Origin of the sequence: Pseudoduganella chitinolytica (assembly GCF_029028125.1) — a bacterium.
Classification (GTDB): Bacteria; Pseudomonadota; Gammaproteobacteria; order Burkholderiales; family Burkholderiaceae_D; genus Rugamonas; species Rugamonas chitinolytica.
This window is the reverse complement of the sequence record NZ_CP119083.1, coordinates 5309472-5325269: the sequence shown is the minus strand read 5'-3', so window position 1 is coordinate 5325269 and position 15798 is coordinate 5309472. Positions and strand designations below refer to the sequence as shown.

The window sequence follows — 15798 nt, the reverse complement described above, 5'->3', positions numbered from 1 at the left end:
AATTGCAAACAATTCCCAAGGATGGGCGTTTTGAGCAATAATATTGCGATAACAAGCATCCAAAGAGGGATTCATGACCAAGATCGCGCTCGACAAAACCGACCGCAAAATCCTCGGCATCTTGCAGGCCGACGGCCGCCTGTCCAACCAGGACGTGGCCGAGCAGGTCAGCCTGTCGCCGTCGCCGTGCCTGCGCCGCATCAAGCGCCTGGAAGAGGAAGGCGTGATCCGCCAGTACGTGGCGCTGCTGGACCCGGACAAGATCGGCCTGGGCCTCTTGGCCTACGTCAACGTGCGCCTGGAAAAGCACAGCGACGCGGCCGCGCACAGCAATGCGCGGGCGCTGGGCGCCCTGCCCGGCACCGCCTCGCCACGCGAGGACTTCGCCGTCGCCGTCGAGCAGTGGCCCGAAGTGGTGGCGTGCTACGCGATGACGGGCGAGATGGATTACCTGCTGCGCGTGCACGTGGAGGACATGGACCACTTCTCGCGCTTCATGATGGCGACACTGCTGCGCCACCCGTCCGTGCTGGACGTGAAGTCGAGCTTCGCGCTGCAGCGCATCAAGGACACGACGGCGCTGCCGCTGGTGTAAGCCCAAGCCCAAGCCCTCAGTGCCGCGCTGCGCTGGCCTCCACCAGGAAGTCGGCGAAGTAACGCGTCATCGGCATGCCCGTCAGCGGCTCCAGGAACAGGAACTGCCCCTGCGGATTGACTTCGAGCCAGACGAATTCGCCGTTGGGGTCCTGCTTCAGGTCGACGATGCCCATCTTCAGGTCCAGCGCGTCGAGCACGCGCCGTACCTGTGCGTGCAGCGCCGGCGGCACCTCCCAGGCGCTGACGGGCACCGACAGGTCGGCGCGCCAGTCCAGCGCGTCGGTATCGATCGCCGCGGCCCATGAGCGCTCGCCGAAACAGTTGAGCCGGATATGACGGCAACCGGGAATGTACTCCTGGTAGACGGCGGGGCAGGCCGCGAACGACGCCTCGTCGATGCCTGCCGGGTCGTCCAGGAACCGGGTAAACAGCAGCGGCTCCGACACCCCGACCACCGGCTTGACGATGACTTTCCCGTTTACCGCGCGGTACAGGTCCAGCACGTCCTCGCGCCGCTGCGTGACGACCGTGCGCGGCACCCGGAAGCCGTGCCGGCTGGCGACGGACAGTTGCAGGAACTTGTCGGCGGCGCGCACGGTGGCGGCGGGTGACGATACCCAGGTGCCGTCGAAGTCCGCCGAAAACATGCCCATCAGGGTGCCGCGGCATTCGACGTCGATCAGTGCGTGGTGGCCATCCGGCGTTGACCCGTTCAGCTGCTGCTTCGGTTGCGGGCGGCGCCACCAGATGGCACCGACGTCGGCGAGGTCGATGGGGTCGCCGTCCTGGCAGCGCAGGCTGACCTGTGCGCGGCTTGCGGCGAACCGCCACGAGATGGCGGGAGAATTGGCAATCAGGTCGGTTTCGAACAGGGCGCACGGCTGCCCGCGCGCGTGCAGTTCGCGCTGGACCATCAGCGCATGCAAGTCGTCCTTGCCTGTCACGATCAGTATCATGGATGCAGACCTTCGGGTGCGTAGCGCCGGGGCGCTACGCGGTGGAGAAAGTACGGCTGGCGCGTTACGCCATCACGCCACAGTCGTCGGCGCAACCGTAGCTGCACGTCGTGGCGGCGCGCAGGCCCTGCGGTGCGCCGATCGCCACGCCCGTCAGGGTGCGTGCGTTTTCTTCCCATTGACGCAGCTCTTCCGGTCCGCGCACTTCGATATAGCCCTGCGGCTGCATCATCAGCACGACCGGCTTGCCGTCGGTTTTCATCCGTTCCTGATCGAATTTATCGCCTAGTTTCATGACATCTCCATTTTCGGTTTGGTTTGCAGCGGTGCGGTACGGCGTACCGCTTCCTAGTGCTGCAACGTCATGGTGCGCCTGGGCGGCGGCGCTGTCTGTCGGCGAGATGTCGGGGGATTGTCGAGGCTGTTTGACGCAACTGTCGCCGGGTGTAACGCGACAGTTGCCACGGCTATTCCTTCGGGGTGCGGCGGGGCAGCTTGTCCAGCAGCTTGGCGGCGCGGCGCACGTTGGCCTTGAGCGCGTAGTCGATCGTCGCCAGCTGCTCCTGCATCGCTTCCTGCAGCACGCTGGCGGGGTCGGCGGGGCCCAGCTTCAGGTAGGCGTCCGCCTCGCCGTAGTCGCGGTGGATTTCCATCCCTGCCTTCTTGGCGATGTGCATCATCGTCTGGTTCGACGACAGGCAATGCATGTACAGCGTGTCCACGTCGTGGTTGCGGCACACGATCGCGGCCCGCTCGAACAGCTTGGAACCGATGCCCAGTCCCCGCGCCGACTTCAGCACCGACACGCCGAATTCGGCCACGCGGTCCTTTGCCGTCTTGCCTTCGCTGCCCGCCTGGCGCGGCGCGAACGCCAGGTGCCCCACGGCGGCCAGCCGGAACACGCGGTTGTAGACGCCGAACACCATGTCGCGCTGGAAGTCGATGCCCTCGACGTATCGGGTGACCTGCTCGTCGCCCATGTAGGAGCCGAAGCGCAGGATGCGGTCGGAGCGTTCCAGCGACAGGAAATGGCGCAGCATGCGGCGCCGATCGCGCTCGCTCAGCGCCTTGATGGGAATGGTTTCGCGCCCGCCCTTGTTGAACCAGCGCTGCAGGGATTGCGAAACAGGTTCAGGCGGGTCATGCCGTGCTCACGCCGGTGGTGGCGGTTTGCGTGTCGTCATCGGGCTCGTCGCCCCGGCGCAGCGCATCGCGCACGGCGCGCACGCGCGCGCTGCGGATCATTTCTGGAATCCGGTCGGGACGCTCGGCCAGGCCCTGCGCGATGGCGCCCGCATCGACGCCACGGGCCGCCGCCAGTGCCGTTTCCAGGTAGGCGCGCTGCGGGAACGGGCGGTCGGCAAAGCTGGCCGCGGGTCCCGTGCGGCCGCGCGCATCGCATTCGCACGCCAGCAGCAGCTGGGTGAAGCGGGCCGGCTTGCGGAAGCCGTCGCAACGTTCCAGCAGCGTGACGATGGTGCGGCAGCGAAGCTCCTGCGCGCGCGCCACGTTGCCATGCTCGCGCGTCGTCATGACGGCCAGGTCGCGGCATTCGACCGGCACCTTCAGGCGCGCGCAGACGTCCTTGACCAGCTGCACGCCCAGGCCCTCGTGGCCATGGTGGGCCGGCCACTTGTCCGCCGGGGTGACGCCCTTGCCCAGGTCGTGCAGCAGGGCCGCGAAGCGCACGGGCAGGTCGTACCCCTGCGCGGCCGCATAGTCGATCACCTGCTCCATGTGGGTGCCCGTGTCGATCTCGGGATGCCAGCGCTCCGGCTGCGGCACGCCCCACAGGCGGTCCAGTTCCGGCACGATGCGCGCCAGCGCGCCGCAGCCGCGCAGCACCTGCAGCATGCGCGAAGGGCGCGCCTCCATCAGGCCGCGCGACAGTTCCTGCCACACGCGCTCGGGCACCAGCGCATCGACCTCGCCCGCCTCGACCATCGCGCGCATCAGCGCATTGGTTTCCGGGGCGACCGTGAAGTCGGTGAACCGCGCGGCAAAGCGCGCCAGGCGCAGGATGCGTACCGGGTCCTCGGCGAACGCCTCGGAGACGTGGCGGAACACTTTCTCGCGGATGTCGCGCTGGCCGTCGAACGGATCGGTCAGCGTGCCATCCTCGGCGCGGGCGATCGCGTTGATGGTCAGGTCGCGCCGCACCAGGTCTTCTTCCAGCGTGACGTCCGGGGAGGTGTGGAACACGAAACCCTTGTAGCCGGGCGCGGTCTTGCGCTCCGTGCGGGCGAGCGCATACTCTTCCTGCGTGGCCGGGTGCAGGAACACGGGAAAGTCCTTGCCGACAGGGCGGAACCCCCGCGCCAGCATGTCCTCGGGGGCCGCGCCGACCACGACGTGGTCGCGGTCCTTGACCGGCAGTCCCAGCAGCTCGTCGCGCACGGCCCCGCCCACGATATACGTCTTCACGGCAGCTCGTCTTCGTGCTTGTCGGCGATCTCCGTCTCCTTCAGCGCTTCCTCGATCCAGCGCGCCACGGCCGGGTGGTTGCGCATCCGTTCGCAGTAGGCCGACAGCGCCGGCGGCAGCACCACGCCATAAGTATGGAAGCGCGTCACCACCGGCGCGAAGAACGCGTCGGCAATGGAGAACTCGCCGAACAGGAAGCCGTTGTGGCCGAAGCGCGCCAGGCATTCCTCCCAGATCTCGCTGATGCGACCGATGTCGGCCTGGGTGTCCGGCGTGCGGCCCTTGCCGGGCAGGTGCGTGCGGATGTTCATCGGCATCGTCGTGCGCAGGCTGGCGAAACCCGAATGCATCTCGGCGCAGACGGAGCGCGCCAGCGCGCGCGCGGCCACGTCCTGCGGCCACAGGTGCTTGTCGGGGAACTGTTCCGCGAGGTACTCGCAGATCGCCAGGCTGTCCCAGATCGTGATGTCGCCGGCCAGCAGCACGGGCACGCGGCCGCTGGCACTGTAGCGGGCGATGTTGTTGGCGGTGTCGGGCTGGTCCAGCAGCACGCGCACTTCATGGAACGGAATCGCGAACGCCGTCATCGCGACCCAGGGCCGCATCGACCACGACGAGTAGTTCTTGTTGCCGATGATGAGGGTCAGGCCGGGCTCGCGCGCGGCGGCCAGGGTCTGGCTCAGGGTGGGGTCGAGTTCGAAGGTGTGCATTGTTGCGGTCGAAGTGGGAAAGTCGGCCAGCCGCGCTGCATCAGCGGCTGCTGAAGGTGGTCTGCTGCTGGTCCTGCTCGCTGTAGCCCTTGGGCGTTACGGTGCCCAGGCGCGCCTTGAGCGACTGCGGGCGGCCTTCGAACAGGGCGGCATACCACGTGGCATTCGTCATCACGTTCTTCACGTACGTCCGCGTTTCCGAGTACGGGATCGATTCGATGAAGATCGTCGAGTCCATCGGCTTCGACAGCGCCGAGCGCCACGAACGCAGCCGGCCCGGCCCCGCATTGTAGGCGGCCGTCGCCAGCACCTGCGAGCCGTCCATGCTGCCCAGCACCATGTTCATGTAGTTGGTGCCCAGCAGGATATTGGTGCGCACGTCGGTCAGCATGTCCTGCACGAAGTTCGTCAGGCCGATCTTCTGCGCCACCCAGCGCCCCGTCGACGGCATCACCTGCATCAGGCCCGAGGCCCCGCGCTCGACTGCGCCGTCATGATGAAGCGCGACTCCTGCCGGATCAGGCCATAGACCCAGGCCCGGTCCAGGCCGAGCGTGCGGGTGTTGGCCTGCATGATGTCGTCGTGCGGTGCCGGATAGCGGTGCGTGTAGTCGGCCTGCACGCGGGTGCGCTCGGACGTGTACACCATGCGGTCCAGGATGTGGTTCTGGCGGGCGAATTCGGCGGCGGCGATCAGCTCGCGGTCGCTCAGGCGGCGCAGTTCCCAGTTCCACTCGCGCGTGCCCTCGAAGCGCAGGCGCATGTTGAAGAAGCGCAGGGCGCGCTGGAAACCGGGGTTGGCGGCAACGGCCGCGATCTCGGCCTGCGTGACGGGCGCGCCCGGCGGCGGGATCGACACCGTGCGGCCCAGCTCCTCGGCCGCCAGCAGGCCGTAGTAATCCTGGCGCTCGGCGATGCTCTGGTACAGGAACTGGGCCTCGGCCGGCAGGCCGCCGCCATTGCCCGCCAGCGCGGTGACGGCCCGCGCCTGCCAGTACACCCAGGTGGGATCGGCCCGCAGCGACGCCGGCATCGCGGCGATGTAGTCGCGTACCAGCTTCCAGTTGCCGTCGCGCAGTGCATAGCGGGTGCGCCACTGGTGCTGGTCGATCGACAGCGGCGCGCCGTTGGCGCGGCGCCAGTATTCCGACGTTTCGGCCGCCACCACGTAGGACGCTGGCAGCGCGATATTGGCCCAGCCGATGGCCTGCTCCTGCGGCGTCAGCTTCGGCAGCGCCTTCTGCAGCGCCAGCACCGACAGCTTGACGCTGGTGCGCGCGGCGCGGCCCAGCGCGATCAGGAACACTTCATGGTCGGCGCGGGTGTCGCCCGCGCCTTTCGCCAGCGCCAGCGCCGGCAGGTCGATGGCCTGGGCGACTTTCTTGTCCGACCCGTTCAGCAGCATGATGATGCGGCGCGCGGGCCCGGTGGCATTGGTCTCGCCGGCCAGGCGCACTTGTGCCCACAGGTCTTCCTGGCTGAACTGGCCCGTCTGCGCCAGCGCCGCCACCAGGCTGTTGCAGGCTTCGCCGTAATACGGGGGATAGATCAGCAGGGCGCGCGCCTCGGCGGCCACGTTCTGGCCTTTCGACAGGCGCGACAGCAGGGCGTAGCATTTGACTTGCGTGTCGTCGTTCAGCACGAACAGCGGCAACTGCTGGTCGAACAGGGCCCACTCGCGCTTGCGCCCCAGCTCCAGCAGCCAGTCGTTGCGCAGGCGGTCGGCGATGGCCTGGCCGTCATAGCGCTTCAGGAAGTCCAGGATCTCGGCGCTGCTGGCATCGCGGAAGTGCGATTTGAGCCGATAATAGTCGACGTAGGAAGGAATCGCGTAATCGGTCAGCCGGCCCGCGTAGAATTCGACCTTGGCGGCATCGTCGCGCCGCACCGAATCGCGCAACAGCAGGAATGCGTCGTCTTCCTTGCGGCTGTCGCCGTTGTTGTCCTGCGCGGGGGCCAGCGGGGTGATGGCGCAGCCTATCGCGAGCAGGGCGCCGGCTATCCATTTCGACGGGGAAATCAATCTACGACTCTCAATGTTCGGGCAGCGCTCGCTGCACCCAGTAACCAACGATATGACCAACGATCCAAGAATACCACGCATGCCAGCCGCGCTACCACCCTCGACCGCACAGACAACCGCCGATTTCAAGAGTGGGCTGCGGCGCCAATTGCTGGCGGCGCGCCGCAATCTCGACGCCCCGACGCGGGCGGCCTGGGATGCCGACATCTGCCGGCATATCGTGGCGTGGTGGCAAACCACACGGGTGGACGCGCTGGGTGTGTACTGGCCGTTGCGCGACGAGCCGGATCTGCATCCTGCGTATGCTGAACTGGCACGCCTCGGGGTACGCCTGCTGTTGCCGGTCGTGCTGCAACGCGATGCGCCGCTGGCCTTCGCCGGCTGGGAGATCGGCGAGACGCTGGTCAAGGATGCAATGGGCATCGCGGTGCCCGCCCACCGGCGCCTGGAACCGGTCCCGCCCGCGCTGCTGGTGCCATGCCTGGGCTTCAATGGGCAAGGCTACCGGCTGGGCTACGGCGGCGGCTTCTACGACCGCACGCTGGAACGGCTGCCACGCCCCGCCACCATCGGCATCGCCTACTCGTGCCTGGCGGCCGAGTTCGGGCAGGATGCACACGACGTGCCGCTGGACCGCATCATCACAGAGGCGAGCTAGGCCTCAGCGTCGCGGTGCGCGATGCAACCCGAGACCGAAAGCCGGGGTCGGACCCGGCGGGTCCGACCCCGGCAGTTGCCTTGGGTTCGGCACCTGGCTGTGGCGCGCCGTCGTCAAGCAGCTTACTTCACCAGCCGCTGCCACAGCGCCATCGTCGGCGCCACCTGGTTCATGCTGTAGAAATGCAGGCCCGGCGCACCACCGGCCAGCAGCCGCTCGCACAGCGCCGTCACGACATCCAACCCGAACGCCTTGATCGATGCGGTGTCGTCGCCAAAGCTGGACAGCTTCAGCCGCACCCAGCGCGGGATTTCCGCGCCGCACATGTCGGAGAAGCGCATCAGCTGCGTCGTGTTGGTGATCGGCATGATGCCGGCCACGATGGGCACGGTGACACCGGCCTTGTGCGCCTGCTCGACAAACTGGAAATACGCATCCGCGTTGTAGAAATACTGCGTGATGGCGGCATCGGCGCCGGCGTTGACCTTGCGCACGAACGCGTCCAGGTCGGCCTGCGGCGACTTCGCCTGCGGATGGACTTCCGGGTAGGCGGCCACTTCGATGCGGAACCAGTCGCCCGTCTCGGCGCGGATGAATTCCACCAGCTCGCTCGCATAGCGGAATTCGCCGGCCGCGCCGTAGCCGCTCGGCAGGTCGCCGCGCAGGGCGACCAGGCGGCGGATGCCGTGCGATTTGTATTGGTCGAGGATGGCACGGATGGATTCACGCGTGCCGCCCACGCAGGACAGGTGCGGCGCCGCATCTTCGCCCGCGGCCAGGATTTCCAGCACGGTGTCCAGGGTACCCTGCTGGGTGGTGCCGCCGGCACCGAACGTCACGGAGAAATATTTCGGGTGCAGTTCGGACAGCTTGGCGCGCGTGGCGCGCAGTTTTTCGGCCCCTTCCGCCGTCTTGGGCGGGAAGAACTCGATACTAAAATTATGGTCAGTCATCGGCGTCTTTCAACAGCAATGTGGAAAGGGCCCAGGAGATCACGCTGTACAGCAACGCGCCGCCGACCGCGCCCCAGAATCCCGTCACATGGAAGCCGCTGACGAATTGCGCCACGAGCCAGAACAGGAAACCGTTGACGAGGAAGATGAACAGGCCCAGCGACAGCACGGTCACGGGCAAAGTCAGCAGCAGGAGCAGCGGGCGGATCAGCGTGTTCACCAGGCCCAGGACAAGCGCCGCAATCAGGGCTGCGCCGACGCTCGTGACGTCGACGGAATGCATCAGGTAAGGCACTGCGAACAGGGCCGCGGCATTGATGAACCAGGTCAGAACCAGACGCATGAACAAAAGCCTTTCAGGAAGCGAGAAGAATTTGCAAGTGTAAAAAAAGCCGGCTTGCGCCGGCTTGTTCGCCGATCAGTAGCGATAGTGCTCCGGCTTGTACGGACCTTCGACCTTCACGTTGATGTACGCGGCCTGCTCTTCCGTCAGCGTCGTCAACTGCGCGTTCAGCTTCTTCAGCTGCAGGCGTGCCACCTTCTCGTCCAGGTGCTTCGGCAGCGTGTAGACGCCGACCGGGTACTTGTCCGTGTTGGCGAACAGCTCGATCTGGGCGATCGTCTGGTTGGCGAACGACGAGCTCATCACGTACGACGGGTGACCCGTGCCGCAGCCCAGGTTGACCAGGCGGCCTTCGGCCAGCAGGATGATGCGCTTGCCATCGGGGAAGATGACGTGGTCGACCTGCGGCTTGATGTTTTCCCACTGATATTTCTTCAGCGACGCGACGTCGATCTCGTTGTCGAAGTGGCCGATGTTGCAGACGATGGCCTGGTCCTTCATCTTCAGCATGTGCTGTTCGGTGAGGATGTGGTAGTTGCCGGTGCAGGTGACGAAGATGTCGCCGTGTTCGGCGGCGTACTCCATCGTCACGACGCGGTAGCCTTCCATCGCGGCCTGCAGCGCGCAGATCGGATCGATTTCGGTGACCCACACCTGGGCGGACAGCGCGCGCATCGCCTGGGCCGAGCCCTTGCCCACGTCGCCATAACCGGCGATGACGGCGATCTTGCCGGCGATCATGACGTCGGTGGCGCGCTTGATGCCGTCGACCAGCGATTCACGGCAGCCGTACAGGTTGTCGAACTTCGACTTCGTCACGGAGTCGTTGACGTTGATGGCCGGGAAGGCCAGCTTGCCATCCTTGTGCATCTGGTACAGGCGGTGCACGCCCGTCGTCGTTTCTTCCGTCACGCCCAGGATTTCCGGCAGGCGCTTGGAGTACCACGTCGGGTCCGTCTTCAGGCGGGCCTTGATGGCGTTGAACAGGCAGATTTCCTCTTCCGAGCCCGGGTTGTCCAGCAGGGAGATGTCCTGCTCGGCGCGCGCGCCCAGGTGCAGCAGCAGCGTGGCGTCGCCGCCGTCGTCCAGGATCATGTTCGAGTAGACGCCTTCGCCCGGCCATTCGAAGATGCGGTGCGTGTATTCCCAGTACTCGTCCAGCGTCTCGCCCTTGACGGCGAACACGGGCGTGCCGACGGCCGCGATGGCGGCGGCGGCGTGGTCCTGCGTCGAGTAGATATTGCAAGAGGCCCAACGGACCTTGGCGCCCAGCGCTTCCAGCGTGCGGATCAGCACGGCGGTCTGGATCGTCATGTGCAGCGAACCGGTGATGCGGGCGCCCTTCAGCGGCTGGGCAGCGGCGAATTCCTCACGGATGGCCATCAGGCCAGGCATTTCCGTTTCGGCGATCTTGATTTCTTTTTCGCCCCATGCGGCCAGGCCGATGTCGGCAATGATGTAGTCCTGGGTGTCTTTGAGTGCGGCGTTCATCACGCCTCCTTTCGTTTAGAAAAAAGTTGACGTGAGCGCGGTTGCAGAAGTGTCCGAGCCTGGCAGACCGCAGTGGGTCCGTCGCAACGCTCCTCGGAGAAGGGGCATTCTAACGCAAAAAAACCGGAACGCGGTCCGGTTTTTCTGTGGTGTTGCCTCAAAACCCGGGTCTGTCCCGGGTTTTGTTGGCTGCACGGGCTGTACTTACGACAGGCCGGCGGCGGCGCGCAGCGCGGCGGCCTTGTCCGTGCGTTCCCAGCTGAATTCCGGCTCTTCGCGACCGAAGTGGCCGTATGCGGCCGTCTTCTGGTAGATCGGGCGCAGCAGGTCCAGCATCTGCACGATGCCTTTCGGACGCAGGTCGAAGTGCTCATGCACCAGCTCGGCGATCTTCTCGTCCGAGATAACGCCGGTGCCTTCCGTATAGACGGTGATATTGATCGGACGGGCCACGCCGATCGCGTACGACACTTGCACCTGGCACTGGCGCGCCAGGCCGGCCGCGACGACGTTCTTGGCGACGTAGCGGGCCGCGTAGGCTGCCGAACGGTCGACCTTGGACGGGTCCTTGCCGGAGAACGCGCCGCCGCCGTGCGGTGCGGCCCCGCCGTACGTGTCGACGATGATCTTGCGGCCCGTCAGGCCGCAGTCGCCCTGCGGACCGCCGATGACGAAGCGGCCGGTCGGGTTGACCAGGAACTTGGTGTTCGACAGCCATTCCTTCGGCAGCACGGGACGGATGATTTCCTCGATGACGGCTTCCTCGATCTGCTTGTGCAGCATTTCCGGGGCATGCTGGGTCGACAGCACGACGGTATCCACGGCCACCGGGCGGCCGTTGACGTAGCGCAGCGTGACCTGCGACTTCGCGTCCGGACGCAGCCATGGCAGGCGGCCGTCCTTGCGCAGTTGCGACTGGCGCTCGACCAGGCGGTGCGAGTAATAGATTGCCGCAGGCATCAGTTCCGGGGTTTCGTCGCAAGCGTAGCCGAACATCAGGCCCTGGTCGCCGGCGCCCTGGTCCAGGTCCAGGCCGGCGCCTTCGTCCACGCCCTGGGCGATGTCGGGCGACTGCTTGTCGTAGGCGACCAGCACGGCGCAGCCCTTGTAGTCGATGCCGTATTCCGTGTTGTCGTAACCGATGCGCTTGATGGTCTCGCGCGCCACTTGAATATAATCCACGTTGGCGTGCGTGGTGATTTCACCGGCCAGCACGACAAGGCCGGTATTGCACAGGGTTTCGGCAGCGACGCGCGCTTTCGGATCCTGGGCCAGGATCGCGTCGAGGATCGCATCGGAGATCTGGTCCGCGACTTTGTCGGGATGGCCTTCCGAGACGGATTCGGAAGTGAAGAGGTAATCGTTGGAAGACATTGCAAGCTCCTGAGTCTGATTGGTGGTTAAGCTTTGTCGCAACAACCAGAGACGGCTTGCGACGCTTTAGCGAAATTTTTATACCGCGTCGCAAGTTGTCTGTTAACTCAGCGGTTCCTACTACGTGGTATTTTACGCTTCTTCAAAATTTTTGTGTGGAGCAACGCAAAAAGTGTTGTTCCTGGATACGCTCGCATGCTGTTACGAATATTCCGGTTCTTTTCAATCTTTCCCCTGCCCCTACTCCATTGTCTCGGCAGCATGCTGGGCTGGCTAGTATATTGGCTATCGCCGTCCTATCGCCGCCGCATGCGCGACAATATTACGCAGGCCGGTTTTGCCGCATCCTTGCCGCAAGCCGTAGCGGAAGCCGGCAAAGCCATTGCCGAATTGCCTTTTATCTGGTGCGCATCGGACGAGCGTATTGCCCGCCGCGTGTTCGTCAAGGATTACAGCATCGTCGAGGAAACCCTGGCGGCGGGCCGCGGCATCGTGTTCCTGACGCCGCACCTGGGCTGCTTCGAGATCACCGCGCAACGGGTGTCCCACGACACCGAACTGATGGTCATGTACCGCCCGCCGAAACAGGCCGCGATGAAGCCGCTGGTGGAAGGGGCCCGCGCGCGCGGCAACCTGCGGCTGGCGCCTGCCAACCTGTCCGGCGTGCGCATGCTGGCCAAGTTCCTCAAGCAGGGCAAGCCCGTCGGCATCCTGCCCGACCAGGTGCCGCAGGAGGGCGAAGGTGTGTGGGCGGACTTCTTCGGCCGCCCCGCCTACACGATGACGTTGCCGGCCAAGATGGCCAAGCTGGGCGGCGATGCGCCGATCCTGCTGACCTACGCGGAACGCCTGCCGCGCGGCAAGGGGTTCCTGCTGCATTTCGTCCCCTTCACGGGTTCGCTGGACGGCGACAATGCCCAGCAGGCGCGCGCCATCAACGCGGCCATGGAGCAGCTGATCGCAGGCTGCCCTGCCCAGTATTACTGGAGCTATAACCGCTACAAGGTGCCGAAGGGCGTGGCCGGTCCGACTGTCACGCAGGAGGCCGCATGAAGTTGCTGCTGGGATTCATGTGGTTGCTGCACTGGCTGCCATTGCCCGTGCTGGGCCGGTTCGGCGACCTGGTCGGCAGCCTGCTGTTCGTGATCATGGGACCGCGCCGCGAGATCGCGCTGACGAACCTGCGGCTGTGCCTGCCGGAACTGTCCGAGGCCGAGCACCGCCGCCTGGCGCGCCAACACTTCCAGGCCTACTCGCGCAGCGTGTTAGAACGGGCGATCCTGTGGTGGGCATCGGAGGCGCGGCTGCGCCGCCTGATCGTCATCGAAACGAGCGCGGGCATGCCGCCGGGGCAGATTCCCGTTGCCGCGATGACGGAAAAGCCGACCATCCTGCTGTGCCCGCACTTCGTGTGCCTGGACGTGGCGGGCGCGTCCATCGCCATGGAGGCCTCGGCCTCGTCGATGTACGTGCAACAGAAGAATGCCGCGTTCGATGCCGTGCTGCGTGCCGGCCGCGCCCGCTTCAAGCCCGTCAAGCTGTTTACCCGCCAGGACGGCATCAAGCCGATTCTGCGCGCGCTGCGCGACCGCCTGCCGTATTTCATGCTGCCGGACATGGACTTCGGCGAGAAGGACGCGGAATTCGTGCCATTCTTCGGCATCGAGGCAGCCACGTTGACGGCCACTGCCCGCATCGCCGCGACGACGGGCGCCCAGGTGATGCCCGTGATCGCCACATTCCTGCCGGGCTACCGGGGCTGGCGCGTCAAGTTCTATCCCGTGTGGGACAATTACCCCGGGCCCGACATGGTGGCGGCGACGCGCCGGATGAATGAGTTCATCGAGGAGCGCGTGCGCGAGGCGCCGGCCGAGTATTTCTGGACCCATAAACGCTTCAAGACCCGGCCGAACGGCGAACCGTCTTTCTACTCGAATAAACGATGAAACTGAAATTCACCAAGATGCATGGCGCGGGCAACGATTTCGTTGTCATCGACGCCATCAACCAGCGGATCGACTTCTCGCCCGCCCAGTGGCAGGCGCTGGCCGACCGCCGTTTCGGCATCGGTGCCGACCAGATGCTGGTCGTGGAACCGTCCACGCAGCCCGGCTGCGATTTCCGCTACCGTATCTTCAACAGCGATGGCGGCGAAGTGGAGCAATGCGGCAACGGCGCCCGCGCCTTTGCCAAGTTCGTCGCCGAGAAGGGCCTGACGGACCGCCGCAGCATCGCCGTCGAGACGATGGCCGGCGTCATCGCGCCGCGCCTGGAGGATGACGGCAGCGTCACGGTGGACATGGGCGCGCCCGTGCTGGAGCCGGCCCTGGTGCCGTTCGACACGGAAGGCCTGCAGGGCCAGCCGCAGGGGCAGGACACCTTGTGGCCGCTGGTGCTGGAACTGGCCGGCGAAAAGGAAACCGTGCTGGTGTCGGTCCTGTCGATGGGCAATCCCCATGCGGTCCAGGTGGTGGCCGATATCGACACGGCGCCCGTCGAGCTGACCGGTCCGCTGATCGAACTGCACCCGCACTTCCCGAAGCGCGTCAACGCGGGCTTCATGCAGGTCGTCGATCGCCAGCACATCCGCCTGCGCGTGTTCGAGCGCGGCGCCGGCGAAACGCTGGCCTGCGGCACGGGCGCCTGCGCGGCCGCCGTGGCCGGCATCCGCCGCGGGCTGCTGGATTCTCCGGTGCGGGTGGACGCGCGCGGCGGCCAGCTCTCCATCGCATGGGCCGGCGAAGGCCAGCCCGTCTACCTGACGGGCCCGGCCGTCACGGTGTTCGAAGGCGAAATCGAGCTGTAACTCAGGCGGATCAGGCCGCCAGCAGCGCTCCCTCGCCGCGTGCCAGCCACGTCTTGAGGCGGTACAGGCGCTGGCGGTAGTTGCCCTCCATCCGGGTGTCGAAGCGCTCGAACACGCGCACCGCCCGGTCCAGCGCCTGGCGCTGCCGCGCCGTGCGGATCGGCACCAGCCGGCGCCGGCTGCGCCCATAGACGGCGCGGATATCGACGACCAGGCAATGGCCCCGGTCGGCCGCCTGCACGTCCAGCAATAGCGCTTCCGCGCGGCTCAAGTGGAACTGGGCCGCCAGTGCCACCCGCGCCGCGAGCAGCGGCTGGCTGGCCAATTGCTCCCGTGTCAGGCGCGGCGCCAGTTGGGCCGCCCACGCCGCTCCGGCCGGCTGTGGTGCAATGCGCGACAGCGCCGCGTGCGCTTCGGCGCAGCCCTGCGCCGCTGCCCGCTGCAGCCAGTCAAGTGCACGCACGTCGTGCTGCGCGTCGTCGCGGCGCTGGCGCCAGGCCTGCAAGCCGCATTCCAGTTGCGCCTGCGCATGGCCCAGATGGGCCGCCCGCTCCAGGCAGGCCTGCGCCTCGGCCGCGCTGCGCTGCGAGCAGCCGCCGTTGCCGTAGATGCGCGCCAGCGCGAACCAGGCATCGGCCTGGCCCTGCTCGCCCGCCCGCGTCAGCCAGCGGATGGCACGCTTGAACTGCACCGTTACGCCGGCCAGCCGGTTGCCGGACCGGTCCATCCCCGCCAGTTGCAGCCCCAGCGCCAGTTGGGCACCGCTATCCCCTGCGGCGCCCGCCCGCGCCAAGGGCTCCTGGTCCCGCCCGGTGACGGACGCTGGTTGCTTCGGCGTCGGCTCCGGGATAGGGTGGGCCTTGGCGGGCGCAGGGATGTGGCGCAGCTGCACGCACAAGGCGGCCGCCTCGGCATCGCCGCGCGCCGCCAGCGGTTCCAGCGCACGGCAAGCCTGCGCGCGCTGGACCGGATCGGCCACGGCAGGCGGCTGCAGCAACATCCGGGCAAACACGCGTACGGCCTGCGGCAGGCCCGCCGCAGTGGCCCGGGCGTAGGCCGGCAGTACGCTGTCGCGATACCGTGCCGCTTCCGCATAGGGAATCGCGCCGCCGATCAGCAGGCAGGCATCGGCGCTGCCTTGCCGCGCGGCGCGGGACAGCCAGTGCAGCGCCGTCGGCAGGCTCAGCGGCAAGCTGGCGCTCCCGCGCAAATAGATCCGGCCCAATGCCAGTTGGCACGCGGCGTCTCCCGACCGTGCCCCACGAATCAATGCCAGTTCCTCACGATTGGCCATAAGCGTTGCGTCGATATCGAGCTTTGCCCGTCGATCCGGGCCAGTGTCTCTGTTGTTATCGTTGGTAACGCCGTGCGCCCCGGCACACGGCGGCATCTCGCCGGCCGATGTTGCACGGCGCCGACATCCCGGCGCCAGCCTGGGGCGCCGTTGCGCGGGCACAAGCCGGC

General features: G+C 66.5%; 15 protein-coding genes, 1 pseudogene and 1 riboswitch. Of the genes and pseudogenes, 5 read left to right on the top strand and 11 right to left on the bottom strand.

Translation table 11 applies throughout. The features are described 5' to 3' along the window. Positions 1-73 precede the first annotated feature (73 nt). Positions 74-595 carry an Lrp/AsnC family transcriptional regulator gene (locus PX653_RS23765; protein WP_147952083.1) on the top strand — a complete coding sequence of 174 codons (522 nt, stop codon included), beginning with the start codon at positions 74-76 and terminating at the stop codon, positions 593-595. Between the two features lie 16 nt (positions 596-611). Here PX653_RS23765 and PX653_RS23760 read toward each other — a convergent pair whose 3' ends face one another. From PX653_RS23760 to PX653_RS23735, 6 genes and pseudogenes are all read right to left on the bottom strand, one after another. Beyond that, positions 612-1553 carry an MvdC/MvdD family ATP grasp protein gene (locus PX653_RS23760; protein WP_277415146.1) on the bottom strand — a complete coding sequence of 314 codons (942 nt, stop codon included), beginning with the start codon at positions 1551-1553 and terminating at the stop codon, positions 612-614. 64 nt (positions 1554-1617) lie between these two features. After that, positions 1618-1848: a hypothetical protein gene (locus PX653_RS23755; RefSeq protein ID WP_277415145.1), complete on the bottom strand. Its 231-nt coding sequence runs from the start codon at positions 1846-1848 to the stop codon at positions 1618-1620. A 172-nt stretch (positions 1849-2020) separates the two neighbouring features. Further along, complete coding sequence (locus PX653_RS23750; protein ID WP_371876378.1) at positions 2021-2593, bottom strand: GNAT family N-acetyltransferase; 573 nt, start codon at positions 2591-2593, stop codon at positions 2021-2023. A 100-nt stretch (positions 2594-2693) separates the two neighbouring features. Beyond that, positions 2694-3977, bottom strand: a complete 1284-nt coding sequence (locus PX653_RS23745) for a multifunctional CCA addition/repair protein (RefSeq protein WP_277415144.1) — start codon at positions 3975-3977, stop codon at positions 2694-2696. After that, a complete protein-coding gene (locus PX653_RS23740; RefSeq protein WP_277415143.1) occupies positions 3974-4687 on the bottom strand; it encodes a glutathione S-transferase family protein in 714 nt (237 codons plus the stop codon). Before PX653_RS23740 ends, PX653_RS23745 begins: the two co-directional genes overlap by 4 nt. Before the next feature lie 40 nt (positions 4688-4727). Further along, positions 4728-6709, bottom strand: a pseudogene (locus tag PX653_RS23735) (lytic transglycosylase domain-containing protein). Between the two features lie 79 nt (positions 6710-6788). Here PX653_RS23735 and PX653_RS23730 point away from each other — a divergent pair. Continuing rightward, positions 6789-7367, top strand: coding sequence for a 5-formyltetrahydrofolate cyclo-ligase (locus PX653_RS23730; protein WP_277415142.1), 579 nt, complete (start codon positions 6789-6791; stop codon positions 7365-7367). Between the two features lie 122 nt (positions 7368-7489). On the opposite strand, the gene metF is transcribed toward PX653_RS23730, so the two are convergent. The 4 genes from metF to metK form a co-directional block, all read right to left on the bottom strand. Further along, positions 7490-8320 carry a methylenetetrahydrofolate reductase [NAD(P)H] gene (gene metF / locus PX653_RS23725; RefSeq protein ID WP_277415141.1) on the bottom strand — a complete coding sequence of 277 codons (831 nt, stop codon included), beginning with the start codon at positions 8318-8320 and terminating at the stop codon, positions 7490-7492. Beyond that, positions 8313-8663, bottom strand: coding sequence for a phage holin family protein (locus PX653_RS23720; RefSeq protein WP_277415140.1), 351 nt, complete (start codon positions 8661-8663; stop codon positions 8313-8315). Before PX653_RS23720 ends, metF begins: the two co-directional genes overlap by 8 nt. Before the next feature lie 75 nt (positions 8664-8738). Then, positions 8739-10154, bottom strand: a complete 1416-nt coding sequence (gene ahcY, locus PX653_RS23715; protein WP_277415139.1) for an adenosylhomocysteinase — start codon at positions 10152-10154, stop codon at positions 8739-8741. A 26-nt stretch (positions 10155-10180) separates the two neighbouring features. Continuing rightward, positions 10181-10255: riboswitch (S-adenosyl-L-homocysteine riboswitch) on the bottom strand. A 103-nt stretch (positions 10256-10358) separates the two neighbouring features. Beyond that, positions 10359-11528 (bottom strand): methionine adenosyltransferase, encoded by a 1170-nt coding sequence (gene metK / locus PX653_RS23710; RefSeq protein WP_277415138.1) that lies wholly within the window; start codon positions 11526-11528, stop codon positions 10359-10361. A gap of 195 nt (positions 11529-11723) precedes the next feature. On the opposite strand from metK, the gene PX653_RS23705 reads away from it, so the two are divergent. Genes PX653_RS23705 through dapF form a run of 3 tightly spaced genes read left to right on the top strand, consistent with a single transcriptional unit; the run spans position 11724 to position 14334 of the window. Next, a complete protein-coding gene (locus PX653_RS23705) occupies positions 11724-12581 on the top strand; it encodes a lysophospholipid acyltransferase family protein (RefSeq protein ID WP_277415137.1) in 858 nt (285 codons plus the stop codon). Continuing rightward, positions 12578-13474, top strand: a complete 897-nt coding sequence (locus tag PX653_RS23700; RefSeq protein WP_277415136.1) for an LpxL/LpxP family acyltransferase — start codon at positions 12578-12580, stop codon at positions 13472-13474. Before PX653_RS23705 ends, PX653_RS23700 begins: the two co-directional genes overlap by 4 nt. Further along, positions 13471-14334 (top strand): diaminopimelate epimerase, encoded by an 864-nt coding sequence (dapF, locus tag PX653_RS23695; protein ID WP_277415135.1) that lies wholly within the window; start codon positions 13471-13473, stop codon positions 14332-14334. Before PX653_RS23700 ends, dapF begins: the two co-directional genes overlap by 4 nt. Before the next feature lie 10 nt (positions 14335-14344). Here dapF and PX653_RS23690 read toward each other — a convergent pair whose 3' ends face one another. Then, entirely contained in the window at positions 14345-15628 is a 1284-nt protein-coding gene (locus PX653_RS23690; protein WP_277415134.1) for an SEL1-like repeat protein, read from the bottom strand. Between the last annotated feature and the right edge of the window lie 170 nt (positions 15629-15798).